Origin of the sequence: Sphingobacterium sp. SYP-B4668 (assembly GCF_027627455.1) — a bacterium.
Lineage (GTDB): Bacteria > Bacteroidota > Bacteroidia > Sphingobacteriales > Sphingobacteriaceae > Sphingobacterium.
Genome location: NZ_CP115483.1, coordinates 1167515 through 1192451 on the forward strand (window position 1 = coordinate 1167515; position 24937 = coordinate 1192451).

At 38.8% G+C, this 24937-nt stretch carries 22 protein-coding genes; 13 read left to right on the forward strand and 9 right to left on the reverse strand.

The window, feature by feature from the left end; genetic code table 11:
• The first annotated feature begins 7 nt into the window (after positions 1-7).
• The 4 genes from OQ289_RS05020 to OQ289_RS05035 all read left to right on the forward strand — a co-directional run bounded on the left by OQ289_RS05020 (position 8) and on the right by OQ289_RS05035 (position 5567).
• Positions 8-430 carry a FixH family protein gene (locus OQ289_RS05020; protein WP_270089667.1) on the forward strand — a complete coding sequence of 141 codons (423 nt, stop codon included), beginning with the start codon at positions 8-10 and terminating at the stop codon, positions 428-430.
• 3 nt (positions 431-433) lie between these two features.
• Complete coding sequence (locus OQ289_RS05025; protein ID WP_270089668.1) at positions 434-1123, forward strand: sulfite exporter TauE/SafE family protein; 690 nt, start codon at positions 434-436, stop codon at positions 1121-1123.
• Positions 1124-1261: 138 nt separating this feature from the next.
• The gene (cls, locus tag OQ289_RS05030) at positions 1262-2761 is read left to right on the forward strand and encodes a cardiolipin synthase (RefSeq protein WP_270089669.1); all 1500 of its coding nucleotides are present in this window, start codon (positions 1262-1264) and stop codon (positions 2759-2761) included.
• Positions 2762-2843: 82 nt separating this feature from the next.
• On the forward strand, positions 2844-5567 hold the full coding sequence (locus OQ289_RS05035; RefSeq protein WP_270089670.1) for a carboxypeptidase-like regulatory domain-containing protein: 2724 nt from the start codon (positions 2844-2846) through the stop codon (positions 5565-5567).
• Positions 5568-5640: 73 nt separating this feature from the next.
• On the opposite strand, the gene OQ289_RS05040 is transcribed toward OQ289_RS05035, so the two are convergent.
• Both OQ289_RS05040 and OQ289_RS05045 read right to left on the reverse strand, forming a co-directional pair.
• The gene (locus OQ289_RS05040; protein ID WP_270089671.1) at positions 5641-6621 is read right to left on the reverse strand and encodes a YihY/virulence factor BrkB family protein; all 981 of its coding nucleotides are present in this window, start codon (positions 6619-6621) and stop codon (positions 5641-5643) included.
• Positions 6622-6628: 7 nt separating this feature from the next.
• Positions 6629-8404, reverse strand: coding sequence for an AMP-dependent synthetase/ligase (locus tag OQ289_RS05045; protein WP_270089672.1), 1776 nt, complete (start codon positions 8402-8404; stop codon positions 6629-6631).
• A gap of 308 nt (positions 8405-8712) precedes the next feature.
• On the opposite strand from OQ289_RS05045, the gene OQ289_RS05050 reads away from it, so the two are divergent.
• Positions 8713-9216, forward strand: coding sequence for a hypothetical protein (locus OQ289_RS05050; RefSeq protein ID WP_033566427.1), 504 nt, complete (start codon positions 8713-8715; stop codon positions 9214-9216).
• A gap of 43 nt (positions 9217-9259) precedes the next feature.
• Here the strand turns inward: OQ289_RS05050 and OQ289_RS05055 are convergent, their stop codons facing one another.
• Entirely contained in the window at positions 9260-10999 is a 1740-nt protein-coding gene (locus OQ289_RS05055; RefSeq protein WP_270089673.1) for a M61 family metallopeptidase, read from the reverse strand.
• 182 nt (positions 11000-11181) lie between these two features.
• Here OQ289_RS05055 and OQ289_RS05060 point away from each other — a divergent pair, with 182 nt between their 5' ends.
• Both OQ289_RS05060 and OQ289_RS05065 read left to right on the forward strand, forming a co-directional pair.
• Entirely contained in the window at positions 11182-12048 is an 867-nt protein-coding gene (locus OQ289_RS05060; RefSeq protein WP_270089674.1) for an N-acetylglucosamine kinase, read from the forward strand.
• An 11-nt stretch (positions 12049-12059) separates the two neighbouring features.
• A complete protein-coding gene (locus OQ289_RS05065; protein ID WP_270089675.1) occupies positions 12060-12581 on the forward strand; it encodes a glutathione peroxidase in 522 nt (173 codons plus the stop codon).
• Positions 12582-12818: 237 nt separating this feature from the next.
• On the opposite strand, the gene OQ289_RS05070 is transcribed toward OQ289_RS05065, so the two are convergent.
• The gene (locus tag OQ289_RS05070) at positions 12819-13403 is read right to left on the reverse strand and encodes a thymidine kinase (protein WP_270089676.1); all 585 of its coding nucleotides are present in this window, start codon (positions 13401-13403) and stop codon (positions 12819-12821) included.
• Between the two features lie 214 nt (positions 13404-13617).
• Between OQ289_RS05070 and OQ289_RS05075 the strand changes: the two genes are divergently transcribed.
• Positions 13618-14661, forward strand: coding sequence for a hypothetical protein (locus OQ289_RS05075; RefSeq protein ID WP_270089677.1), 1044 nt, complete (start codon positions 13618-13620; stop codon positions 14659-14661).
• Between the two features lie 127 nt (positions 14662-14788).
• On the opposite strand, the gene OQ289_RS05080 is transcribed toward OQ289_RS05075, so the two are convergent.
• On the reverse strand, positions 14789-15400 hold the full coding sequence (locus OQ289_RS05080; protein ID WP_270089678.1) for an ABC transporter substrate-binding protein: 612 nt from the start codon (positions 15398-15400) through the stop codon (positions 14789-14791).
• A 125-nt stretch (positions 15401-15525) separates the two neighbouring features.
• Here OQ289_RS05080 and OQ289_RS05085 point away from each other — a divergent pair, with 125 nt between their 5' ends.
• Both OQ289_RS05085 and OQ289_RS05090 read left to right on the forward strand, forming a co-directional pair.
• Positions 15526-15840, forward strand: a complete 315-nt coding sequence (locus OQ289_RS05085; protein WP_270089679.1) for a YbaB/EbfC family nucleoid-associated protein — start codon at positions 15526-15528, stop codon at positions 15838-15840.
• Between the two features lie 2 nt (positions 15841-15842).
• Positions 15843-16526, forward strand: coding sequence for a metal-dependent hydrolase (locus OQ289_RS05090; RefSeq protein WP_270089680.1), 684 nt, complete (start codon positions 15843-15845; stop codon positions 16524-16526).
• 70 nt (positions 16527-16596) lie between these two features.
• Here OQ289_RS05090 and OQ289_RS05095 read toward each other — a convergent pair whose 3' ends face one another.
• Both OQ289_RS05095 and OQ289_RS05100 read right to left on the reverse strand, forming a co-directional pair.
• Positions 16597-17454, reverse strand: a complete 858-nt coding sequence (locus tag OQ289_RS05095; protein ID WP_033566416.1) for an N-acetylglucosamine kinase — start codon at positions 17452-17454, stop codon at positions 16597-16599.
• Positions 17455-17702: 248 nt separating this feature from the next.
• Positions 17703-19430: an MFS transporter gene (locus OQ289_RS05100; protein ID WP_270089681.1), complete on the reverse strand. Its 1728-nt coding sequence runs from the start codon at positions 19428-19430 to the stop codon at positions 17703-17705.
• 344 nt (positions 19431-19774) lie between these two features.
• Here OQ289_RS05100 and rho point away from each other — a divergent pair, with 344 nt between their 5' ends.
• A complete protein-coding gene (gene rho, locus OQ289_RS05105) occupies positions 19775-21271 on the forward strand; it encodes a transcription termination factor Rho (protein WP_270089682.1) in 1497 nt (498 codons plus the stop codon).
• A gap of 75 nt (positions 21272-21346) precedes the next feature.
• The gene (locus OQ289_RS05110; protein ID WP_270089683.1) at positions 21347-22042 is read left to right on the forward strand and encodes a CDP-alcohol phosphatidyltransferase family protein; all 696 of its coding nucleotides are present in this window, start codon (positions 21347-21349) and stop codon (positions 22040-22042) included.
• Here the strand turns inward: OQ289_RS05110 and OQ289_RS05115 are convergent.
• On the reverse strand, positions 22034-22390 hold the full coding sequence (locus tag OQ289_RS05115) for an Hpt domain-containing protein (protein ID WP_270089684.1): 357 nt from the start codon (positions 22388-22390) through the stop codon (positions 22034-22036). The genes OQ289_RS05110 and OQ289_RS05115 overlap by 9 nt on opposite strands.
• Positions 22391-22393: 3 nt before the next feature.
• Positions 22394-22879: a 2-amino-4-hydroxy-6-hydroxymethyldihydropteridine diphosphokinase gene (folK, locus tag OQ289_RS05120; RefSeq protein WP_270089685.1), complete on the reverse strand. Its 486-nt coding sequence runs from the start codon at positions 22877-22879 to the stop codon at positions 22394-22396.
• A gap of 230 nt (positions 22880-23109) precedes the next feature.
• Here folK and sppA point away from each other — a divergent pair, with 230 nt between their 5' ends.
• Positions 23110-24879 (forward strand): signal peptide peptidase SppA, encoded by a 1770-nt coding sequence (gene sppA / locus OQ289_RS05125; RefSeq protein WP_270089686.1) that lies wholly within the window; start codon positions 23110-23112, stop codon positions 24877-24879.
• The last annotated feature ends 58 nt before the right edge of the window (positions 24880-24937 follow it).

Here is a 24937-nt window from a genome sequence, read left to right on the forward strand (position 1 = left end):
ATGAAATATGAATTGGGGAAATAAAATAGTAATTAGTTTAGCGATTTTTATGATTGGAATCGTATGTGCAGGGATCTATATGGTGTCGAAAAATTCGGATACATTAGAGGAGGAGGATTATTATGAGAAGAGTCTTCATTATAATGACCGCTATGATCGAAAAGCAAATGTCAATAAATATGAAGCCCAACCACATGTTGCAAATATTAAAGATACGCTATTTATAGAATTTAGAGGGTCGCAAAATAAAGGGAAAATAATGCTTAGGCGTCCATCCAATGGTCATTTGGACCTTGATTTCCCATTCGTAACTTCTTCTGGTATTTATCGCTTGCCCGTGACCACCTTGACAAAGGGGATGTGGGAATTGGGAATTGAATGGGAGAGTGCTGGTATCACTTATTTTTATGAGAAAAGTATTTTTTTATAAATCATGACCTATCATTATCTAGCATTTTTCATGGGGCTATTTGGAAGTTTACACTGTGTGGCAATGTGTGGCCCTTTGCTGATTGCAGCACAGGGACATCTAACCCTGAGTTGGAGGGATGTGTGGAATAGATTATTATATCACGTAGGACGAGTCTTGACCTACGGTGCGCTAGGAATGGTGTTAGGTGCCTTTGGGAATTTGGCATTGATACAAGGGGGACAACGTTGGCTGAGTTTGGTGACAGGAATGCTTCTGCTTATGATCGGTGTCTTTCATTTGCTCGGTAAATCCTATACGTTTTTTGCTAAGTGGCAGTCTCTTGTTGTTCGACCTTTTGCCAAACTTATGGGAAAATGGCTTTATAGGCCAGGTGGAAGTCTGATAGCCGGTGTATTGAATGGCATTCTTCCATGCGGGATGGTATATATGGCGCTAGCCTCAGCCATGAATGCAGCTTCTATTTCGGATAGTTTTCTCTTTATGATTCTGTTTGGTCTAGGTACGTTGCCTTTATTATTTGTCGTTTCTTTTGCCCGACAATTTTCAAGAATGATTAAAATGAATTTTAATAAGTGGCTCCCGGCGTTATACATAGTGATGGGAATCTGGTTTCTACTTCGTGGAGCCAATTTGGATATCCCATTTTTAAGCCCCCTGATTCATGTAGATGGGGCTGCTTATTGTGGATAATTCTATATTATCGTCATCTTTTTCCAATTGTTGATAAAATAGCCTAAATTTAAATAACGGTAATTCTAGTATAGTGTATCATTGCCAATGACCTCACAGTTTATGGGGAATTGGTGTTTCTTTTGATCTGTATAAATAATGAATATAGAATTTGGTGCTATTGAACCTTATCATGTTAGTCAGGTTTGGGAATTTATTCTACAATGGTATTGGATTCCACTGTCCATTTTGTATTTAGGTGTTATATCTACAATTCTCATCGAAAATCGGAATCCTAGTAAAACTGTTTCATGGGTCATGGTCATCGTATTTTTGCCTGTAATTGGGCTTTTGCTTTATTACTTATTTGGGCAAAAATTTCAAAAGATCAGAAAGTTCCAACGGGTTAATCAACATCAGGCCGACTTACTCGACCGAGAGTGGAAAAAGTTGGAACCCGAAATGGAACAAGATTTAGAGACTATAGAGGCGTGGATAGGTTCTGCACATCGAGTCTTTACATTTTTGAAGAATGAGCGGCTTTCTTCGCCTTCATTGAGAAATCAGGTAAAGCTCCTTACAAATGGTGAACAGAAGTTTCCTGCTCTTCTGGAAGCTATTAGAAATGCACGGCATTCTATTCATATGGAGTACTACATCTTTGAATTAGATCAAATTGGCTTAGAGGTATTAAATGCCCTTGAAGAGAAGGCCAAAATAGGAATAAAAGTACGACTGATTGCGGATAGCTTTGGTTCACCAGACTTGGATAAGTACCTATCTAATCAAAAGCACTCTAAAATAGAATTTCAACCTTTTCTTCCGGTTACTTTTACATCTTTAGCCAACTCTAACTACCGCAATCACCGCAAAATAGCAGTAATCGATGGTCATATAGGATTTGTGGGAGGCATTAATATCTCTGATAGGTATATTAATAGTCCCGCATATGAAAATACGGGTTTTTGGAGAGATACTTCGGTGATGATAGAGGGGGAGGCTGTTAACATGCTCCAGGTTAATTTTTGGATGGCTTGGAATCAAACAGATGGGGAACCTTTTATGATATCAAGAGAATATCTCTGCCCAATACCATTTAAGTATCCCGAACAGGCAGCAGTATCTTTTACTTCGAGCGATCCGGGTTCCATCGGCCCGTTTAACATGGAGGCTATTTTGCTAGCAATCAGTGAAGCGAAGGATACCATACAACTTTGCACTCCATACTACATCCCTAGTGATGAGCTATCTACTGCGCTGCAGGTGGCTGCTGCGTCGGGTGTTCAGGTGGAACTGATGTTGCCAGCCGAGTCAGACTCTTACTTTGTGCAACATGCTAGTTTTTCTTTTTTAAAACCTTTGTTGACCAGAGGGGTAAAGGTATATCTGTACAAGAAGGGATTTATGCATGCTAAGACGTTGTGCATAGATCAAAAAGTTGCTTTTATAGGGACGACCAATTTGGATATCAGAAGCTTTTATATAAACTTTGAAATTTCGGCTGTTATCAGTGATTTGGAACTATGTACACAACTTAGTGCAGCTTTTGAAAATGACAAGATGGAATCAGATTTATTGACCACCGCTATTTGGAAGAGTCGTTCGAGATGGAAGAGAGGGGTCGATTCTTTGTGTCGATTGCTTGCTCCCTTGCTTTAAGTAATGTTAAAATTAATATCAGTTGAGCTGTCTTTCATCAAAAATGGATATATTTAGCATTCTGTAAAATACGATGCTATAAATGAAGTCATTAAAATTTTCCATTGCAATCCTTTTTGCTTTTTACTGTAGTCCAATTCAGCTCCTTGCACAGGATAAGCCGACTATTCCAATCAATACGGTTGTGGAGCGTGCGCAAAAGCTTTTTCAAGTTTATCCTATAGAAAAAGTTCACGTACATTTTGATAAACCTTATTATGCCGTTGGGGATACCTTATGGTTTAAGACCTACCTCAATCGTAATTTGTTTGAATATGATCCTTCTAAGATTGCTTATGTCGAGGTGTTAAATAGCAAGGATTCGCTGATTCAGACCTTTAGACTGCCGCTCAAAGATGGTGTTGGAAATGGGCATTTTGTGTTAGACCCACAATTTATGGTCAAAGATAATTATCGCTTTCGAGCCTATACGAAGTGGATGGGTAATTTCGATCCGGCTTATTTTTTTAACAAAATTGTTCCTATAGGAGATGCCATCAACAATAAGCTAATTACACATGTGGAATTCAAGCCCAATGAAAATGGGAATAAAACTCAGGTGATGGTCCAATTTAAGGATAAGACGGGCAACATACTCAGTCGAACCAAACTCAATTGGGAGGCTATTTCGGGATGGGAGACGATTGGGAAGGGAAAAGGTGAGACGGATGATATGGGGAGGGTAACCATGAATATCTCTGCCAAAGACAAGGAAATGCTGCAGAATGGATTATTGACGGTAAAGGTCGGTGGTGAAAAAGGAGAGTCCGCTCTCGTGGGTGATTTTTCCTTGAAAAATGCTATTTGGGATGCTGATGTTCAATTTTTTCCTGAAGGAGGTGAGCTGATTGCTGGTTTGGCAAAGAATATAGCTTTTAAAGCTGTAGGGGCAAACGGGAAAGGATTGAAAATTACCGGGAGAATAGTAGATGCAAAAAATGTGACGGTTGTTGAGTTTAAAGATCAAACGATGGGTATGGGGGTCTTTTCAATGCTGCCTATCGCTAATGAAAAATATAAAGCTATCGTTAAGTTTGATAATGGGCAGGAACGTTCATATGCTTTACCAAATACGAAAGAGGACGCGGTCAATGTAGTGTTGCATAAGCAAGCAGATTCGACGATTCAAATTGGAATAGTAACAAATGATACTTATTTCAAAAAAGTCGAAAATCAACCATTTTATATTCTAGCTGTCTCAAATGGACAGCTTTGCTACGCCGCACAGGCAACTCTTAAGAATCCATCTTTTTTGCTTTCCATTCCTAAAGATAGATTTCCAAATGGTATTGCACAGATTACGCTCATGAAGCCCGACGGTACGCCGATTAGTGAGCGCCTAATATTTGTCGAGGCTGAGAGCCTGTTGGATATTAAAGTCCAGACGGATAAGGATACTTATAGGCCGAAAGATCCTGTGAAATTAACCCTTAATGTAAGTAATAATGGACAAAAGACATCTGGAAGTTACTCTGTTGCTGTCGTTGATGAAAGCAAAGTCCCTTATGATGATAATCAAGAATTGACAATCGTCAATAATTTTTTATTGACTTCGGACTTGAAAGGGTATATTGAAAATCCGAACTATTATTTTAATACGAAAAATGTGGATCGACTAGAGGCTCTTGATGTATTATTGATGACGCAGGGATTTAGAAGGTTTTCTTATCCCGATATTCTTGCTGAAAAGTTGCCTCAGCTCAATTTTTTACCCGAGCAGGGAATATCCCTGTCTGGTGTATTAAGATTAAATACTGGGCGTACTGTCGAAAACGCTGGTCTACTCCTCAAAATCCCAGCCGCAGGCGTTAATAAGGATGCATACACAGATGCTAATGGCAAGTTCGTCTTTGAGAATCTTGTTTTTCCAGATTCGTCGAAAGTTACAGTGAATGCTCGAAGCAATGCTAACTATAGGAGTCTGGTTATCAATATGGACCAATCTTATTTTCCGGGAATAGATAAGAATAATCCTTATTTGAATAATATTGTGGAAAATATCGATCAGGTATTTGCTCCGTATTTGGATAATAGTAGAAAGGAATATAGGAAGTCTATACTATTAGATGAAGTCGTAGTGACGGGTGTGGTGAAAAAAGTACAAACGAATAAAGACTTTTCGTCGCTGTCGGGCCTATCTATGCCTGAGCATCGTATTGAAGCTTCTCGCCTATCGGGATGTACAGTTTTGACAATGTGTCTGAATACCGTTTTGACTGGTATAACCTATGATTCTCAAACGCTTAAATATTACGTTAGCAGAGATTACAATGCAGGAGGGCGTATTCCTGTTCAGTTTTTCCTAAATGGGATGCCGATTGATGAACCTAGTCTCAATTCCATAAACGTCCCGGATATAGAAGGTATAGAGATTTTTCTTCGCGACGAGTTAGGGACAGTTAGTAGAATGTATCAAAATAATGGAGTCGTTTCTATTTATACCAAGAAAGTCGAGAAGCAACCAAGAATGTCTTTGGCTCAAATCGAAAGCATGCTGCCAAAGACTAATATAATCGATATGTATCCATTGGGTTATATCAAAGAAAGGACGTTTTATACACCGAAATACGACACACCTGAACGCAAGGCTACGAATGACCTTAGGACAACTATTTATTGGAACCCCAACGTCGCTATTACTGAAACAGGTGAGCTAGCTCTTGACTTCTATAACGCTGATGGGAATGGAAAATATAAGGTTGTCGTTGAAGGTATGGATCAGACAGGTAATATCGGACGACAGGTGTTGGAATATCAAGTAAAATAGACATAGAGTAGATCGTATAAAAAGGGGGCATTCTTAGAATGCCCCCTTTTTATAGATTGCATACGGTTAATGATTATTGCGAAGCGGTGATAGCCTTTGTCTTTTTAGTCTTGTCATCCAGGTCAATCTCTAACTCTGTTTGTTTTATTAATACAGCGAAGGAAGTTGGTTGAATACCTCTACCGTATCGTATTGCAATTTCTTTGGTGAATTCAGCGCCAAAGTATAGAATAGCAGAAGAGTAATACACCCACCCTAGTAATACAATGATGGATCCAGCGGCACCGTATGCGCTGGCAGTAGCAGATTGTGAAAGATAAGTGGATATCCCATAGCGACCTATCATAAAGAGGAGGGCCGTGAAAATTGCTCCGCCAAGGATGTCTCTAAACCTCACTTTGGCATCGGGAAGAAAGGAGAAGATAAATCCAAATAAAGAAGTAATGACCAAAAATGTTATACCTGTATTAATCCAATCTAACATGGGGAGGCTGATCATGTCAAAATATTGACCTACCGTGTTGGTGAGCGCGACGATGACCCCATTAATGATCAAAGATGCAATTAATAAAAAACCTAATCCCAAAACCATGGAGAAGGATATCAATCTATTGATGATGAGCTTTACCCATCCTTTTTTAGCTTTAGCTTTTACCTTCCATATCGTATTGATGGAATCTTGGATGTCCACAAATATAGTCGTAGATGTGATGATTAAGGTTACTATACCGACAATAATTCCAACATTCGATTTGTTTTCAAAGCTGATTTTTTGAATAGCCGATTGAATCTGTATGGCTACATCTTTTCCAAACAGAGCTGTAAATTCTCTAAATACCTCGTCTCGAGCTCCTGTGGGGCCTTCTAATTGGGTGCCATAGAAGAAACCAATGCACCAGATGACAATCATAATCAGTGGCCCTATAGAGAATACGGTATAGTATGCCAGTGAGGCACTCATCTTCATACATCTGTCATCAACAAAACCATTAACGACATTCATCATGAGTTCCCAGAAATCTTTAATTTTGTCCTTAAAAGGGATTTTTAACATAGATTGATTACTTTTTATCTCCGTTTTCTGCATAAATGTCAGTGATGACGGTTTCAAATTTTTGAAGTATTATTTTCCGTTTCAAGCTAAGCTTTGGTGTTAGCTCTCCACTGTCTATACTCCATTCTTTTGAAATTAATACAAATTTTTTGACTTGTTCCCAATGACCAAAGCTTGTATTTAGCCTATCTAACTCGCGTTGATACTTATCTATCACCTGTGGATTTTTGATGACGTCTTCTTTTGATTGGAAGGCAATGCCTTTGTGTTTGCACCATTTTTCAAGTTCTTCGAATGCTGGAACAATAAGTGCGGATGGAAATTTTCTATTTTCGCCAATGACCATCACCTGTCCAATTAACGTGGATTCCATAAATTTGTTTTCCAAAGCCTGTGGTGCTATATATTTACCTCCTGCAGTTTTAAACATTTCTTTTTTGCGATCTGTGATTTTGAGGAATCCATCCTTTGATAATTCACCGATGTCACCTGTATGTAGATAGCCATCTGCATCAATAGCTTCTTGGGTTGCAATTTCATTTTTATAGTATCCCTTTGTCACACTAGGTCCCTTTACCAATATCTCGCCATCCGGTGCTATCTTGACGTCAAGATTATTTAATACTTGGCCTACTGTCCCGAACCTGACACCATTTGGTAACCAACTATTGACCGCAATGACAGGAGATGTCTCAGTCAGACCGTATCCTTCTAAGACTTTGATATCAGCTGCCCAAAATACACGCGCTAAGCGTTCTTGTAGTGCTGCCCCCCCCGATACAATCATCTTTATTTGACCGCCTAGAGCCTCTTGCCACTTAGAGAAAATAAGTTTTCGGGCTATACTAAGTTTGAAATTGTAAAATGTACTATTCTTTTCGGGTTCTTTAAATTCGTGACCAAGGTCTAATGCCCAAAAAAATAGAGCCTTTTTAATGCCCGTCAAAGCTTTGCCTTTTTCGACCACCTTATCATAGACCTTTTCCAAAACTCGAGGTACCGTAGTAAAAACGATTGGCTTCACGTCGTTGATATCTGCAACAATATTATCCAGTGTCTCAGCATAGTATATTTGGACACCGCGGGAGAAGTAAAGGTAGACTACCATCCGCTCGAAGATGTGGCACAATGGCAAAAAACTAAGCGCCTTGTTGTATTCGGATGTTAGTAAATGATTACTTGCCTGTACATTGCTCATCAAATTCTTGTGTGAAAGCAGTACACCTTTGGGTTTACCTGTAGTGCCCGAAGTGTAAATCAATGTCAATAGGTCGTCTTCTGACACTGCATCTCTATAGGGCTGAATGTCGATATCTTGTTGTTCACCAAATGCAATAACTTCATCCAACGACGTGAAGCCCTCTGTTTTGTCAAAGGTGAAAATATTGATGTCCATTTGATTTTCCGTAAGGGCCATCTTAATTTTATCGGATAGTTCCTTATTACTAGTAAATACGGAGCGGACCTCTGCGTCGGATATGATAAACGATAAATCTTGGCTGGAGAGGGTAGGGTATAGGGGGACGATAGCGGCGCCAATCTGATTGGCAGCGAAATCTATAAAGTTCCATTCGGGACGGTTTCCAGACATGAGCGCAATTCTGTCTCCTTTTTTCACCCCGCGAGCAATCATTGCTTTACTGATATTATTAATAATAGAAACAAATTCCTCTGTTGAATAGGTTTTCCATTCTCCACCTCTTTTGCCAGCTACCATTACTGATTTGCTAAATTCCGCTTGATAGCGCGTAATAAAATCGAATACTCTAGTTAGTTTGCTCATATCTTCAATTTAACTGGTTTATAATGGAATAACCATCTATTGAACTAAGATAATAATTTTACACCTCTTATTTGGGTAAAACTTAATCAAATATATACCAAAAATCTTTTAAAACCGTTAGAATGATGTTGCAATTCTACGGTTGAAAAATTCTCTTTTAGGTAATGCAAAATAGAGAGGATTGACGTCTGTCAGTAACGCAAACGCATTGCATACAAAAGCGGATTACCAGATTTTTTATCCTTAGGTGTTCGTGAATGCAAGGCATTTTATCTATGTTTGATGTTTATATTTTAATTTAACTTTTAATGAAGAAAACGTACTTATTGACGCTTATTGTTGGCTTTTTTACATTATTGTCACTAGACGCTAAAGCTCAATTGACCAGTGATCATGCCATTGGAGGTCGGTTTGGCTCGGCTCAGGGAGTGACTTATCGCTACACGATGAATGAGGAACGCGCAGTTGAAGGTATCTTGAGTATTCAGAGTAATTCCGAATCCCGACGATTCCGACTGGTGGGCCTTTACGAATACCACCAACAGCTTTCCGGAGATTTTAATTGGTTCTATGGTTTCGGTGGTAGCGTCGGTAGCTATACAAGAAAACCGTTTACAGATGCAAATGGCAATAGATTTGATCGAGCATCCGAGGCAATTGTCAGTTTAGATGGTATTATTGGAATTGAGTATAACATACCTGAAGCCCCACTTGCAATTTCATTAGATGTCAAGCCTTATTTTGATTTTTTACAGAGTAGCAGCATCAAATTGATTGACCCCATCGGGTTTTCGATACGTTATAAATTTTAACAAGAAACGGGCTTGAGGATGTTTTCAAGCCCGTTTCTTTTAACTATCTTGTTGATAACCATATTTTAGAAAGCTGAGCTTGTTGTGGACTCTGTGTTTCTAGGGGCAAGATTTTTAGCGATTTCTTTAGACTAATACCTAGCGTGATGTCAAGTTCTCGCATCAACCCATCACGCGCCACCAATACTTTTACTTGGTCTCCAACTTGACCGTTGGTTAGCGCATATTCTAATTCTCTACCGGCAGGGTCTAGGCGTACACCATTGATAGCAATCAGTTCATCTTTTACACTAATTCCTCCAGTCCAGCCTGTGCTCCCTCTCTCTACATGGGTGATCATCACACGTTGTTCATTTTTGCTAATCGTAATACCTATGCTGAGAATTGGGGAATCTTGAAGTGTATCAATCATCTTATAGCCGACTTTATTGAAATAGTGGTTATAGTCGAGTTCATGCAGTGCATAGGCAGCATCGAAGATATTACTTAAATCTATTCCGGTAATCTTTTCAGCCAGGTCCTTGAATTCAAATTCTTCAAAGCCTCTATCTTCGTCTTGATAGAATTTTTGATAAGCAGCTTTTAACACATCGTCCAAGCTTTTCTCTCCGGCAGTTCCCGAGATAATATCGATATCCATAGCACAGGCGAGCATAGCCCCTTTGTTATAATAGGATATCGATGTATTTAAACTATTCTCGTCCGGTCTGTATTGTTTTATCCAGGTATCAAAACTTGACATCCCGACTGACTGGAGTTCGTAACCAGGTCTGTTGTATACAGTATTAAATTCGGCTGCTAGAAATTGTAGATATTCTTCTTCAGAGGTGAATTCACAACGTCGCATGATCAGATTATCATAATAGGCTGTGAATCCTTCCATAATCCAAAGAGCGGAAGTGTAGTTTTCAGCTTCGTAGTCAAATGGGCCTAGTGCTTTGGGACGCAATCTCTTCACATTCCAGAGATGAAAATATTCATGGGCCACTAAGTTTAGAAAATTTTTATAAACTGCATCTTGATTATATCCATTTCTTGTTGCCCCTAAAACCGTTGAATTAAGATGCTCAAGCCCCCCCCCGCCAGAATGGAAGTTATGGGTAATGAAGACATATCTGCCATTTGGATTACTTCCCCATATCTTGGTTTCTTCTTCTACAATTTTAGTGATATCCTTGGCGAGTTTTTCTTTGTCATAGTTACCTCCATTGACCATGGCGAATTCATGGGGAATTCCGCTGGCGTCAAATGTCCAAATATCTTGATTCCCAATCTCAAGGGGGCTGTCAAATAGTATGTCGAAATCAGGTGCGAAGAAAGTGTCTAGAGCATCAGCTATCGACGCCAGACCTGTAGATATGGCATTCCATCCTGTATAGGGGATGATTTTTATCTCTGATGCATGGTTAAGATAGCCATCTATAAAGAAGAAAGTAGCGGCAGGGACGATAAATGCATGGCTATCATCTATATGGCTCGTTCTTACAGATGCTTCAAAAGCATAGACCCGATAAGTAACTTTTATATTTTGCTTTTGGGTAAATACCCTCCAAGTGTTCTTACTGATTTTTTCAAATGGGATTCTATGCCCTTCTTCATCAAAAGCTCCAAAGGATTCTACATTTTTGGAATATTCTCTAATAAGATAGGAACCTGGGGTCCACACCGGCATTTTTAAATCAACGAAATCGGTGTGAAAATTTGTGATACACATCTCTATGTCTGCATAATGTGCTTGTGGTTCGGTAAAGGATACTTGGAAATTTATTTTTGAATTCGTCATTTGCCCAGTTTAAGGTGTGATCTCACTTATTCAGAATGTTACAAAGGTAAAGGTATGGTTTTGTAGAGCCAAATTATTCGGCTTGTAATTATATTAATAGATTCATTTGCGAGCTGTTTTTTGAGTTATTGATTTTGTGTATATTTGATGTTAGGGTATCCCCCTTTTTGAATAGACAAAATATGATATTAGTTGCAGACAGTGGATCATCAAAATCGGATTGGATTTTAGACTTACCTGACAGTAAACCATTGACATTTTCAACCAAAGGCTTGAATCCCTTTTTTGTTAGCGAAAAGGAAATTGAAAAGGTATTGAAAGAAGTGCCTGAGATTATTCCCTATGCTGATGAGATTAAGGAAGTTTACTTTTATGGCGCGGGGTGTGTAACTCCAGACCGTCGAGAATTAGTCTCTAACGCTTTGACTCATCTTTTTCCTTCGGCATTTATTTCGGTTGAGTCCGATTTGTTAGGGTCTGCATTGGCTACGTGCGGTGCTAAGAAGGGATTTATTGCCACTATGGGGACGGGGTCTGATGTAAGTTTTTTCAATGGTGAATATCTCTTGCAAAGTCACAACGGAAATGGATATGTACTCGGGGATGAAGGGTCCGGAGCGTGGTTTGGGAAGCAATTAATCACCAGTTTTTTATATGATCGGATGCCGATCGACCTTTCTGGAAGATTTGAGGAAAAATACAGATTAACGAAAGATATCGTTATTAAGAATGTCTACCAACGAGAGCGCCCTAACGCGTATTTAGCAAATTTCGCCGAATTTATGGATGCGAATCGTTTGCATCCTTTCATAGATGGTTTGCTTCGAAGAGGGTTCGACGAATTTGTAAGGACAAATTTACTTACGTATCCTAATTATTGGGAGTATGAAATTCATTTTGTGGGGTCGATTGCTTTTCATTTTGATTTGATTCTTCGGGATGTATGTCGTATACATGGTGTTCAACTTGGGACTATTTTGAAATCGCCCATACAGGAGATTTTTGACTTCGTAATAGAGCGTGAAAAAAAATCGATTTTAAATTTTTAAAGGAATAATATATGATTTTGATGACATTAATGATGTGTATGTCGATAATATCGAGTACACCCCCAGCAGCGAGTATTTACGACTATAGTTTCAAAGATATGGAGGGTAACGTAATAAAGCTTTCCGACTATAAGGGTAAGAAATTGCTTATCGTCAATACCGCTTCTAAATGTGGATTCACCAAGCAGTATAAAGACTTGGAAGCGTTACATGAGCAATATGGAGATAAAGTTGTGGTGATAGGGTTTCCTGCCAATAATTTTGGAGGACAGGAACCTGGGAGCAACGAGGAAATTCAGGAATTTTGCGAAAAGAACTTCGGGGTAACATTTACCCTCTCGGAAAAAGTGGAGGTCAAAGGAGATGAGATAAATCCTCTCTTCAAATTTCTGACTACACAAGATAATCCTGATTTTAAGGGAGATATTAAATGGAACTTTGAAAAATTTCTGATTGACGAGCATGGAAAATTGATTCATAGGTATCGCTCGGCTGTCACTCCCATGGATAAGGCGATTACCGCTCATTTGTAGGAAATACATAGCAACATAGTATAAGCCGGAAGTAGAAGCTTCCGGTTTTTTTATGCAAAAAAGAAGCGACTCCTGTGGGGCAGGAGTCGCTAACTAACCAATTATAAACCTAAATTATGAAAAGTATCTTGTATCTATTTTTAGATGTCTTGTTTATGGTGTTGTAGTGTGTTAATCAAAGAGCTTGCCAAAAAACACCTATTTGATGCATTTTATGTTAAGTTTTTGTTAACAATATCAGCTACATGTAAGACTATAGTAACATGAGCGGCATCTAGGTTCGTAGCTTTCTTTTTCTCCTAGTAATACCTGTTGGTCGTTCGCCGTAAGTCTATATGAATAATTAGCTGGCGCTCCACATCTTACACACACCGCATGAACTTTTGTCACATGCTCGGCTATCGCTATTAAAGCAGGAATAGGACCAAAGGGTGTTCCTCGATAATCCATATCTAGGCCTGCCACGATGACACGGTAGCCTTTGTTTGCAAGTTGGGTGCAGACATTAGGTAAGTCGCCGTCGAAGAATTGCGCCTCATCTATTCCGACCACGTTGGTATCTGCACTTAGTAGTAATATAGCGGATGAATGCGATACGGGGGTGGAGGGTATACTGTTGTGGTCATGAGACACAACCAATTCTTCGTCATATCGTATGTCGATCGAAGGTTTGAAAATCTCTACTTTCAAACGAGCAAACTGGGCTCTCTTCAAACGCCTAATCAGTTCTTCTGTTTTACCTGAAAACATCGAGCCACAAATGACTTCAATACTTCCACACCTACCTCTGCCTTCTCGAAAATTGTGCTCAGAAAATAACATGTTAAAAAAATGCTTGCTTAAAAAATATTTGGGATAGTAATAACGTTAGAATATTGACATCTAGAGACCTTAATAGAGGGCTAATATCGAAATAAAATGTTAGATTTGACATAGTCAAACGTTGGTCACTACTGAAGCCTGTAGTTTTCAATGACTTGAATTTTAGTTGACAAGCCTTGTCATAATGTTACAAATATAAAATTTAGAAATAAAGATGGCCGCTACAAAACAAGATATCTTTGCCAAAATAGGTGATTTACTTTTAGAGTTAAATGAGCAGTATGCAGCATTGGGAGAAAGCGAAAGCTGTGAATTAGTAGAGGTCTCTCTACTGGAAGCGAATGCAAAGTTTCTTGCCGATCATATCAATATTCTGAAGGTCTTAAAATTACAGTATGTGAAGGACGAAGCTCACTCGGTAGAACAATCCACTGCGGAATATCACATAGACAATGAGGTTAAAAAAGTGTCATTTGAGGATTTTTTTACCCCACCTTCAGCGCATAGGGTAAAAGAAGCTGATAATCAGCAGACACATGTAGAGATTGAAAACGAGGCGATAACGACGCCCGCTGAAAGTTTTACGGCTGCGGAACCCCATTTCGTAAAAGCAATACCAACTGACGCTAACGAACCTGCTGCTACAGTAGAGCAAATACCAGTCTTGTCTCCCCCGGTACAGGATACCGTTTACGAGGAGCCAAAATTTGAAGAAAAATCCGTAGAAACAGCCCCAATGTTCGAAGCACCTTCCCCTGCACCGCAACAATTGTCGACCGTTGATAGACCAACTCCTACTCAGGATATAAATATACCTACAAAAGTAGTGGAGGAGCAACCCGTTGAGTCAATTGTTAATAAGGTTGTCATCGAAGAAAAAGAAATTATTGTTGCGGAGGTGGAATCTCGGGAGGAGGAAAAATCAAGGCGTCCACTTACATTGAATGAGTTGATTTCCCAACAAAAGAAGGCTGGATTGAATCAGCAAAATATTTTTCAAACAAGTCAACATAATCCAGAGCGTGTTACAGACTTAAAGTCGGCCGTTAGCCTCAATGACAAATTGCTCTTCATCAAAGATTTATTTAACGGTTATAGTTTGGCATATAGTGAGGCAATTGAGCTATTGAATAGATTTGATAATTTTGCTGAAGCGGATGCGTTCTTACAAACCAACTACTCCCTGAAAAATGGCTGGGCAGATAAGTCTCAGACTGTGGACAAACTATATGCTGTATTAAGAAAAAGGTTTATTTAAGCTATTAGCAATCTTTTATCAAAAGAAGACTGCTATTTGGATACAATGAAGTGGCCCTGAAAACAGGGTAACATTATAAATTAGTTAATGAGGTGATGAGCTCGATATTTTATCGGGCTCATCCCTTTTAGATCAAATCAAATTTAATCCAATGTATACCTTGATGTCCAAAGACAAAGTATTTTGGTTGGATAATCTCCGCCAATAGTTCGAGTTCCGTTAGAAAATTTGTACCTGGAACACCTGCAAAATCTTCTTTCTTGATGAGATATACCTGATTATTCTTAATTGCAGGAATTTGCTTCCATTGATCTTGATTGACAAAATCAGGCAATTGTCCATATAAGGTAAACTCATCTTGTTTTATGATTAGGATTTGCGCTTGTTGATAATCCTGAAGGGGTATCGGAAGTCCTCCTGCGATTTGGATAGTTTCCGCTATAAGTGTACTTTCTAATAGAGCAGGGGGGGTGATACTTTCTAATAGTAAGATTTTTGGTCTGGATTCCGAAGCGATAAATTTTAATTTGTGCAATACAATATCTACCTCTTCCTCCAATAGCTCAACTAAGTTGGTCGATGGAGCGTATCTATTAGAGAAGCGTCTTATAAATTCTTTCAATTCTTCAAAGGAAGATATTTCGAGGGATGCGGACTCTAGCGTTGAATCCGCTATGATTTCCTTTAATTCCAATCGCTTTGCTAGTTCTTTTATTAGGGTACTGTTGTTGTCAAACATGCTGCAAAGTTAATAATGATCATAGTAACTACCTAATCTGGACCATAAGTCATCGGTTATATTTTTTGTTTCAGCACTCTATTTTGTAAATTGCGTATTCAAATTGATAAATAAATTAAAAAGATATGTTTGATAAACTTTTTGAAGCCCAACAGAAGGCCCAGGAAATAAAGAAGAGATTGGATAATATTTCTGTCTTTGGAGAAGCGGAAGGCGGCGTGTTGAAAGTAACGGCCACGGCCAATAAAGAAGTCCGTGAGATAACTATTGATCCCGTCTTTCTTTCCAATGCGGATAAGGAAGAGTTGGAAGAGCTCATCGTAGTAGCCGTTAATAAGGCATTGGCCCAAGCAGAAAACGTTAGTCAATCAGAAATGCAAGCTTCTGCCCAAGATATGTTAGGTGGTATCGGGGGCTTAGGGAATCTATTCAATAAATAACTATGAAAGCAACTTACTATGGTCAATCTTGTGTAGGATTTGACTTTAATGGAGTCAAGGTATTGTTAGACCCCTTTATTCAGTATAATCCGTTAGCGGCAGATATCGACATGGGTGATATACATCCTGATTATATTTTTCTTAGTCACGGTCATCAGGACCATGTTGCTGATATGTTGACCATTCAAAAGAATAGTAACGCCATGGTTGCAACCGTCGTCGAAACTGCCGACTGGGTACGTAAGCAAGGGGTACCTGAGGATAGAGTAATTGAGTTTAATCTCGGCGGTACTATATACACATCTTTTGGTAAAGTTAAGATGGTGCTTGCGGTGCATACTAATAGTACCCCCGATGGGTCTTACGGTGGTTGGCCCGTTGGTTTCGTGCTATTTGTTGGTAAGCAGAAGATTTATTTTGCTGGAGACACTGCATTGACATATGATATGAAATTGCTTGCCGACCTCGAATTGGATTGGGCTTTTTTACCTATTGGAGGGCATTATACCATGGATGTTGATGATGCAATCAAAGCTGCTGGATTTATAAACTGTAAACGTATTGTGGGGATTCACTACAATACCTTTCCACCAATATCGATTGATACTGCAGAAGCTCGGCATAAATTTGAATCTTCAGGATTGCAATTATTACTGCCATCTATAGGGGAGTCCTTTTCTCTATAAGGCTCTTCGTAGAACATAAAAAAGGTTGGATTTTTATCCAACCTTTTTTATTGTAATGTATTATCGTTAGCTATTTTTTTGCAGCACGATTCATGTGGAATAGAACCAAGTCGTCAATAGGTGAACGTAAGATTTTTCCAACTTTCATTCCGTATTGAGTAGCTTTATGTTCTAATACATTCCGGAAATTGTAGCCTACCGAACCAATACAATTAAATGTATAATCTTTGTAATCTGGATATTTGCTAACCAAGTTGTTGAAAAATGCTTCAAAAGAGTCTTCGACAATTTTACGTGTATATTCGATATTTACATTATTGTCGTATACAAATTTACTAAAGCTTGCGCAGAAACGGTTTGCTAAAGGTTTAGTATAGACTGTATCCATGATTTCATCAGGTGTCAACTTATACGTTTCAAAGAATACTTTCTTTACATCTGCCGGCATCAAGTCTCGGATGTAATCAATCAATAATTTTTTTCCAATATAGCTCCCGCTACCTTCGTCCCCTAAAATGTAGGCACCCGAATCAATGTTTTTGGTAATCTCTTCGCCGTCGTACACACAAGTGTTAGTACCGGTACCTAGTATGGCTGCAAAGCCTGCTTCTGTACCAAGTAGAGCTCTTGCTGCTGCTAGTAAGTCATGCCCAACTTCAACTTCAGAATTTGGAAATACTTGTTTAATCGCATCGATTACGATTTGCGCCTTTTCTTGGTTGTGGACACCTGCACCGTAGTAGTTTACCTCACTGATTTTTTCAAATGGTAAATCAAGTGGAAGACCCTTTTTCAATGAATTCACGATGTAATTACTATCCACAAAATATGGATTGTATCCCTCCGTATTAAAGTAAATCTTCTTGTTAGAATCATCTAACAAACACCAGTTTGTTTTGGTAGATCCTCCGTCAGCAATTATAATCATTATTGTGAAGTTAATTTGTGTTTATATTGTTTGTTGTTTTAAAAAAAATAAATGTTTGTCTGTCCGAAAATACGTTTTTTAATATAAAAACCACATTATTTGATCCGTTTATTTTGATTAAAAATGAGTGTCTCATCACTTTTTAACTAAAAACGACGCTTACGTGTGTGTAAGCGCCGTTTTTTATTTTCGTCACAATTTTATTTGATAGTGTACTAAATACAATTAGTTCTTCTCTTTTTTTGAAATTAGTGTCCGCCTTCGGCTTCAATTTCATCCATATTGATACCTTGTTTTTTCAGAAAACCTCTTACTAACACTGCGAAAACTACGATATACACAAATCCGAAAAGAGGCAATATGTAGGAGTTGTGTATGCCGATGATATCCGCAAGCTTACCTTGTATAGGAGGTATAACACCACCACCTAAAATCATCATTACTAAGAATGCCGATCCTTGAGCCGTATATTTTCCTAATCCTGCAATAGAGAGGCTGAATATAGAAGACCACATAATTGAACATGCTAACCCACCTGCTAAGAAAGCGTAGATAGCAACTACTCCTGAGGAAGCTAGACCGACAGCCATAGCTAGTATTCCGAAAATACCGAAGATAATCAATGTCCGGACGGGTTTATCTTTACTTAAAAAGAAAGCGACGACCTGTAATGCAATGCAGATACTATAGAAGTAAAGATGAGACATTTCAAATCCAGCCAATGTATTCACACCAATGATTACAGTGAAAGCAACAAAAGGCACTACAATCAATAAAAGCTGTTGTGTCGATTTCGCTAACTTGAAAGCGCTAATTGCGCCTGCCCATCTACCTATCATCATACTCCCCCAATACATGGATACATATGGTGTGATTTGAGAAGATTGCAAACTGCCAAATTCTTTTAATGTAAGTAGCTCACCTAAGTTACTCCCGATGGCTACTTCTACCCCAACGTATAGAAATAAAGCTAACATGCCGAGTACTAATTGCGGATATTTCATTGCTCCCCATCCTTCAGCGTTCTTTCGAGCACTGAAGTTTGCATATAGAAGTCCTCCAACGATAACAATGAACGCTCCCGCTAACCACATCATTCTTGTTTTCTCAAGTGGGTGTGCAATGTCTGCAATTTGAGCTTTTAGTTGGTCTATTGCAGTTATATCAGTAAGTGATTTTAATTGTTCTCGTAAAGCTTCGATTTGAAGAGCTTCTGGACTCTTATAACTTAAGAATACTGGGGCAAACATTGCGAAAAGCAGTACCGTCATTATAATTAATGTCCGCAAAGCCTTATTTGCTTTTTCCATTGGCTCATCACTTATTCCGGCCGGAACTTTTTTAGAGAAGTGAAACAATGCTGCTGCCAGGACAAACAATAAACCTACACCTATATAAAGAATGATTACTTTATCTAGGGGTAGATTCGCAATTTCGCTATCTGAAATTGTTTCAAATGTGCCAAATAAGGCGAAACCAATCACCAACGGGCCAATTGTGGTTCCAAAGGAATTGATACCACCACCTAAATTAACTCGGGATGATCCCGTTTTGGGGTCGCCTAGAAGCACTGCAAATGGATTGGCTGCGGTTTGTTGTAATGAAAACCCCAATGCAACCGTGAAGAGACCAATTAGCATACCAATGTAGAGGTTTACTTCCACGGCAATAATCATAGCACCAGCTCCCAGAGCTGAAAATAGCAGGCCGTAAACAATACTCTTTTTGTAGCCCCATTGACCGACCAAGTCTTTCCCTTTTAACGTGCTAAAAATAAATAGTAAGAGGGCTCCAATGTAATAGGCAGTGTAGAATGCAAAGTCAATAAGCTGAGATTGAAATTGATCTAGATGGAAGTAGTTTTTACAAAAAGGAATGAATACACTGTTGCCAGCAGCAATGAAACCCCAAAAAAAGAATACCACAACTAAGGTGTACAAGGCTGGGTAATTTGTTTTAATTTCGTTTTCTTTCATGAAAGGTGATTTTAAATAAGACAGCTAACATACAAAGAATTCAAAATATTATTCCATAATTTATACAAAAAATTTGCGTTATATGATTTAGTAAAACGTTTTACTTGTTATGAAGTCATTTTTATTTAGTTTTTTTTGCGATTTTCCTTTGAAATTAGAAGACTTATGTTTTTCTTTGTGGCGGTTCTCAAAAATTATCCGTTAGTTGGTATAACAGAATTCACTTAGTTCTGGAAGCCAATCATTTTAACATAGCAACATATTATTTTGGAATTGTTGAAACTAAACGGGTGATTTTCATGTTAAGTAAAAAATCCTATATATCATAATACATATAAAAGTTAATGGATATTAATGAATTGAATGCAAAGCTCGTTTCTGAATTGCGCGAGATTGCCAAAGCTATTGGTATTGGAGATGCCGATAAATTAAGAAAGCAAGAGCTCATCGATCGTATTATCCAAACAGGAGATGAGAATGGTGGCAGCACAGAAGAAGTTGCTGCTGAGTCATCTGCTGACCACGACGATACATCTGAACGTCCAAGAAAACGCACTCGTACTGTTAAGACCGAGCCTGTCACTGTGCGTCGCAGAAGCGAAGACTTGCCTGCCGAAGCTTACCCAGTACAAGAAAGAAGCGCTGAGCCAGTTGGCGAAATCAAAGTTTCGGCTGTTCCCCAGGCATCTGCACCAAAAGCAGAAGCCCCGGTAGTACCTACAGATTTTGACAACGTCATCGTTAACGAAGGTGTTTTGGAAATTATGCCCGATGGCTATGGTTTCCTCCGTTCTTCCGATTACAATTATTTGACTTCACCTGATGATATTTATGTATCCCAATCACAGATTAAGCTTTTTGGTCTGAAGACTGGAGATACAGTAAGAGGCTCTATTCGCCCGCCGAAAGAAGGGGAGAAATACTTTCCTTTAGTGAGAGTTGAAGCTATTAATGGTCAAAATCCTGCTGAAGTAAGAGATCGTGTTCCTTTTGATTATTTGACGCCATTATTTCCTACAGAGCGATTGAATCTGAATATGGGTGCGAATAATTATTCTACTCGTATCATGGATTTGTTTACGCCAATAGGAAAAGGTCAACGTGGGCTTATCGTTGCCCAACCAAAGACAGGAAAGACGAACCTTTTGAAAGAAGTTGCCAATGCTATTGCCAAGAATCATCCAGAAGTATATCTAATCATTTTATTAATCGATGAACGTCCAGAGGAGGTTACTGATATGGCGCGTAGCGTACGTGCTGAAGTCGTCGCCTCTACATTTGATGAGCCTGCTGATCGCCATGTTAAGATTGCCAATATTGTGTTGGAAAAAGCAAAACGTATGGTGGAATGTGGTCATGATGTTGTAATCCTATTAGATTCCATTACAAGATTGGCGCGTGCATACAACACAGTAGCTCCTGCTTCCGGTAAAATTTTATCCGGAGGGGTAGATGCCAATGCACTGCACAAGCCGAAGCGTTTCTTCGGTGCAGCGCGTAATATTGAAAATGGTGGTTCATTAACTATTTTGGCAACAGCGCTGACTGAGACGGGTTCTAAAATGGATGAGGTAATCTTCGAAGAGTTCAAAGGTACGGGTAACATGGAGTTACAATTGGATCGTAAGCTTGCAAATAAGCGTGTGTTCCCAGCTATTGACCTTACAGCTTCTAGTACACGTCGTGACGATTTATTGTCAGATAAAGATACACTACAACGTGTTTGGGTATTACGGAATCATTTGGCCGATATGAACTCGAATGAAGCTATGGAATTCCTATTGTCCCAAATGAGAGGTACAATCTCAAATGAAGAATTTTTGATAAGCATGAATGGGTAAAAACCCTTTTTAATGTATAATTTTGAGCCATCTTTGCGAACTATTCCAAAGGTGGCTTTTTACTTTTAGTGACTCATGAAAAAATATATTCCAAATACACTAACTTGTCTTAATCTATTCAGCGGATGCATCGGTGTCCTTTTTGCATTGAAGGGCGAATTTCAACTTACCTTCTATTGTATACTTTTTTCTGGAATATGTGATTTTTTTGATGGAATGGCTGCACGTGCCCTTAATGTGAAATCTACCATTGGTAAAGAATTGGATTCTTTGGCCGATATGGTAAGCTTTGGTTTTCTACCTGGAGCAGTGATATTTTTTTTATTGAAGGAAATCAATAGCGAGGATTCGATGCTACCCTATCTAGCATTTGTTATGACTGTATTTTCGGGGCTGAGGTTGGCAAAGTTCAATGTTGATGAGCGTCAGTCTACCGATTTTATAGGATTAAATACCCCTATGAATACTTTTTATATTATATCTATCCCGTTTATTGCTCAAGTCTATCCCGAATGGATTATGACCAATGCTTTTCTCTTATTCAGTACGATCCTATCCAGTGCCTTGCTGGTTTCTGAAATTCGCCTCTTTTCGATGAAGCTGTCGTCTTTGAAGTGGAAAGACAACAAGTTTAAATATATTTTTTTACTCGTTAGCGCGGTACTTGTCATCATTTGGAAGTTTTTAGCATTGCCCATTGTGCTGTTACTCTATATCCTACTATCAATTGTTCACTTTAAGACGCAAAAGAAAAGTCAATCTTTAGTCTAGCGATTGTAGATATTGTTGAAGCTCTGTATACAATTCTTTAATTTGAATCTCTAGGGAGATAAAACGTTCGGTGATATCGGTCATACCCTGACGATTTTTTGCTAAGGATTCAATCTCTATTATTTTGTTTTTCAGTGTAAAAGCACCAATGTACTCCATTGTCGGTTTTATGTGATGGGCACGACTTGCGATGTCTTCATAGTTTTGTAGGGCCACTGCTGATTTGAGAGCCGAAATGTCGATGGGAGTCTGGGATAAGTATAGACTTACGAACTCTCGAATCGTATCTTTATTGTCCATCATAGTTGTGGCGATGATAGAGGGGTCTATCAGATTGTATATGTTCATAACTTAATGATTTAAGATGTTTACAATGGCGGTGTCTGAACTCTTATCTAGCAAGGATTCGTTTGTGATACCTAATATAGGGTGTACAAATTGGGGAGCGATTTCATTTAAAGGGATTAACACAAAATTTCGTTCTTGGAGCAAGGGATGTGGGACAAGTAGATTATCATCTTTAATGATTTCGGCATTGTAATAGAGAATGTCGATGTCGATCAAGCGAGCTCCCCACTTTTCAGCTCGTATTCGGCCTAACTGATTTTCGATGTACTGTGTCTTTTCTAGTGTCTCCGTTGCAGATAAAGCCGTTTCGACTAAGATAACTTGATTAACAAATGTGGGTTGATCCACTAGTCCCCAAGCTTCTGTCTCATATAGATGTGATGCTTTGGTGATTTTCCCAATGGATGTCTCAATATGCTGTCGTGCATGGAGTAGTTGGAGTACCGGAGTGCCCAAGTTTGCGCCTAATAGTAGGTATATCTGATTCATGAACGAAAAACTAATTTAGTGTTTTGCATGTATATTATGTTGTAATAACTAATTTATTGATTTACTTTTATGACGATTAAAGATTGCAAATTAAAGAATACTACAAGTTAAAACAATATAAAAAATCAGATCTGTGTAATATGAAGGCTAAAGTCAAGTAATATTCGCTATCGGGACTCACCAAACGTTAATAAAAACCGAGCCTGCGAGCTCAAAAAATAAATAGACAGATGAAATCATTTTTGAAATATGTACTCGCCACCGTAACAGGGATAATTATTTCTACGGTTATTATTTTTATTATTCTAGCAGGTATTATTGGGTCGATCGTCAGTTCGGCATCAAAAGATACGTCTCCCATTATAGCGGACAATTCGGTATTATACATTACCCTTAATCATGCCGTGAAAGAGCGAGGAGAGACCAATCCGCTGGAAGGAGTTGACCTACCTGGTTTTGGTACGATTAAGACCCTTGGGTTAGACGAGATTCTTGAAAGGATTGAATCTGCAAAAGCTGACGATAAGATTAAGGGGATCTATCTCAATTTAAGTGGTGTAAATGTAGGTTTTGCCACTTTGCAGGAAATTAGAGATGCCTTGTTGGATTTCAAATCTTCCAAAAAATTTATTGTATCCTATAGCGAAGGCTATACTCAAAAGGCATACTATTTAGCTTCACTGGCCGATAAGATATACTTGAATCCAGAGGGCAGTTTGGATTTTCGAGGCTTGAGCAGTTCTATCATGTTTATGAAAGACGCGCTTGATAAGTTGGGTGTGGATATGCAGGTCGTAAAGGTTGGGACTTATAAAAGCGCTGTAGAACCTTTTATCTTAAATGAAATGAGCGAGCCCAATCGCCAACAGGTAGCCTCTTATTTGAATAGTTTATATGCTACTTTTTTATCCAATATTTCCACGAGTAGAAATATCCCTGTAGATTCTTTACATGCGATGGCCGATCGCTATGCCGTTAGAAATGCTGAAGATGCTGTCAAGTTAAAGTTGGTTGATGCGACTTTGTACAAAGACGAAGTTATTCAAGACTTTCAGAAAAGGTTGAACATCAAAGATTCAAAAAAAGGTATCCCCAATGTCTCACTGCTTGATTATCGGTCTATAAGTACGACATCCAATGCAGATGGACGTATCGCGATTTTGTATGCTGAGGGGGAGATTGTAAGTGGGGAAGGGAGCGATGGTCAAATTGCCTCTGAGAAGATATCTCGAGAGTTACGCAAGTTACGGGAGGATGATCGTATAAAAGCAGTTGTATTCAGAGTCAATTCTCCAGGAGGGAGTGCACTGGCATCAGACGTTATTTGGCGAGAAGTCGTGTTGACCAAAAAAGTGAAGCCTGTTATTGTTTCTATGGGCGATTATGCTGCCTCGGGAGGATATTACATCTCTGCAGCGGCAGATTCTATCTTTGCAGAGTCCAATACCATAACAGGATCGATAGGTGTATTCGGAATCATTCCTAATTTTAAAGGTCTTTTGAATGATAAGCTTGGAATTCATTTTGATGAGGTCAAGACTGGGCAATATGCGAGTCTTATGTCATCTCCAGATCGTCCGTTGACCGCCGAAGAGCGTAGTATTATTCAGCATGAAGTTGATAAAACTTATGCCACATTCACCAAAAAGGTCGCTGAGGGAAGAGGACTCTCTGTTGCGAATGTAGATAGTATTGGCCAAGGCCGTGTGTGGACAGGTAATCAAGCGATTGAAATCGGTCTGGTAGATCGCATAGGTGGCATTAACGATGCTGTTAACGCAGCAGCTAAGATGGCGAAATTGAAAGATTATCGAATTGTTAAATATCCATCTCTTAAGGATCCTTTCGCTTCAATTCTTTCCACGTCTAAGGAAAAAATCAGTATTTGGTATATGAAAGACCAATTGGGAGATCAATATAGGTACATCCAGGAATTGAAAGCAATAACCCAGCAATCCGGAATTATGGCAAAATTACCCTATTCAATTGAAGTTCATTAACATTTTCCTAAAAAAAAGGGGTATTTCTTTAGGAACTACACCCTTTTTTATATATTTA

Bases quoted from the DNA above. Each gene is read 5' to 3' on its own strand.
- OQ289_RS05020 (WP_270089667.1), top strand. From the start codon at position 8: ATGAATTGGGGAAATAAAATAGTAATTAGTTTAGCGATTTTTATGATT.
- OQ289_RS05025 (WP_270089668.1), top strand. From the start codon at position 434: ATGACCTATCATTATCTAGCATTTTTCATGGGGCTATTTGGAAGTTTA.
- cls (WP_270089669.1), top strand. From the start codon at position 1,262: ATGAATATAGAATTTGGTGCTATTGAACCTTATCATGTTAGTCAGGTT.
- OQ289_RS05035 (WP_270089670.1), top strand. From the start codon at position 2,844: ATGAAGTCATTAAAATTTTCCATTGCAATCCTTTTTGCTTTTTACTGT.
- OQ289_RS05040 (WP_270089671.1), bottom strand. From the start codon at position 6,621: ATGTTAAAAATCCCTTTTAAGGACAAAATTAAAGATTTCTGGGAACTC.
- OQ289_RS05045 (WP_270089672.1), bottom strand. From the start codon at position 8,404: ATGAGCAAACTAACTAGAGTATTCGATTTTATTACGCGCTATCAAGCG.
- OQ289_RS05050 (WP_033566427.1), top strand. From the start codon at position 8,713: ATGAAGAAAACGTACTTATTGACGCTTATTGTTGGCTTTTTTACATTA.
- OQ289_RS05055 (WP_270089673.1), bottom strand. From the start codon at position 10,999: ATGACGAATTCAAAAATAAATTTCCAAGTATCCTTTACCGAACCACAA.
- OQ289_RS05060 (WP_270089674.1), top strand. From the start codon at position 11,182: ATGATATTAGTTGCAGACAGTGGATCATCAAAATCGGATTGGATTTTA.
- OQ289_RS05065 (WP_270089675.1), top strand. From the start codon at position 12,060: ATGATTTTGATGACATTAATGATGTGTATGTCGATAATATCGAGTACA.
- OQ289_RS05070 (WP_270089676.1), bottom strand. From the start codon at position 13,403: ATGTTATTTTCTGAGCACAATTTTCGAGAAGGCAGAGGTAGGTGTGGA.
- OQ289_RS05075 (WP_270089677.1), top strand. From the start codon at position 13,618: ATGGCCGCTACAAAACAAGATATCTTTGCCAAAATAGGTGATTTACTT.
- OQ289_RS05080 (WP_270089678.1), bottom strand. From the start codon at position 15,400: ATGTTTGACAACAACAGTACCCTAATAAAAGAACTAGCAAAGCGATTG.
- OQ289_RS05085 (WP_270089679.1), top strand. From the start codon at position 15,526: ATGTTTGATAAACTTTTTGAAGCCCAACAGAAGGCCCAGGAAATAAAG.
- OQ289_RS05090 (WP_270089680.1), top strand. From the start codon at position 15,843: ATGAAAGCAACTTACTATGGTCAATCTTGTGTAGGATTTGACTTTAAT.
- OQ289_RS05095 (WP_033566416.1), bottom strand. From the start codon at position 17,454: ATGATTATAATTGCTGACGGAGGATCTACCAAAACAAACTGGTGTTTG.
- OQ289_RS05100 (WP_270089681.1), bottom strand. From the start codon at position 19,430: ATGAAAGAAAACGAAATTAAAACAAATTACCCAGCCTTGTACACCTTA.
- rho (WP_270089682.1), top strand. From the start codon at position 19,775: ATGGATATTAATGAATTGAATGCAAAGCTCGTTTCTGAATTGCGCGAG.
- OQ289_RS05110 (WP_270089683.1), top strand. From the start codon at position 21,347: ATGAAAAAATATATTCCAAATACACTAACTTGTCTTAATCTATTCAGC.
- OQ289_RS05115 (WP_270089684.1), bottom strand. From the start codon at position 22,390: ATGAACATATACAATCTGATAGACCCCTCTATCATCGCCACAACTATG.
- folK (WP_270089685.1), bottom strand. From the start codon at position 22,879: ATGAATCAGATATACCTACTATTAGGCGCAAACTTGGGCACTCCGGTA.
- sppA (WP_270089686.1), top strand. From the start codon at position 23,110: ATGAAATCATTTTTGAAATATGTACTCGCCACCGTAACAGGGATAATT.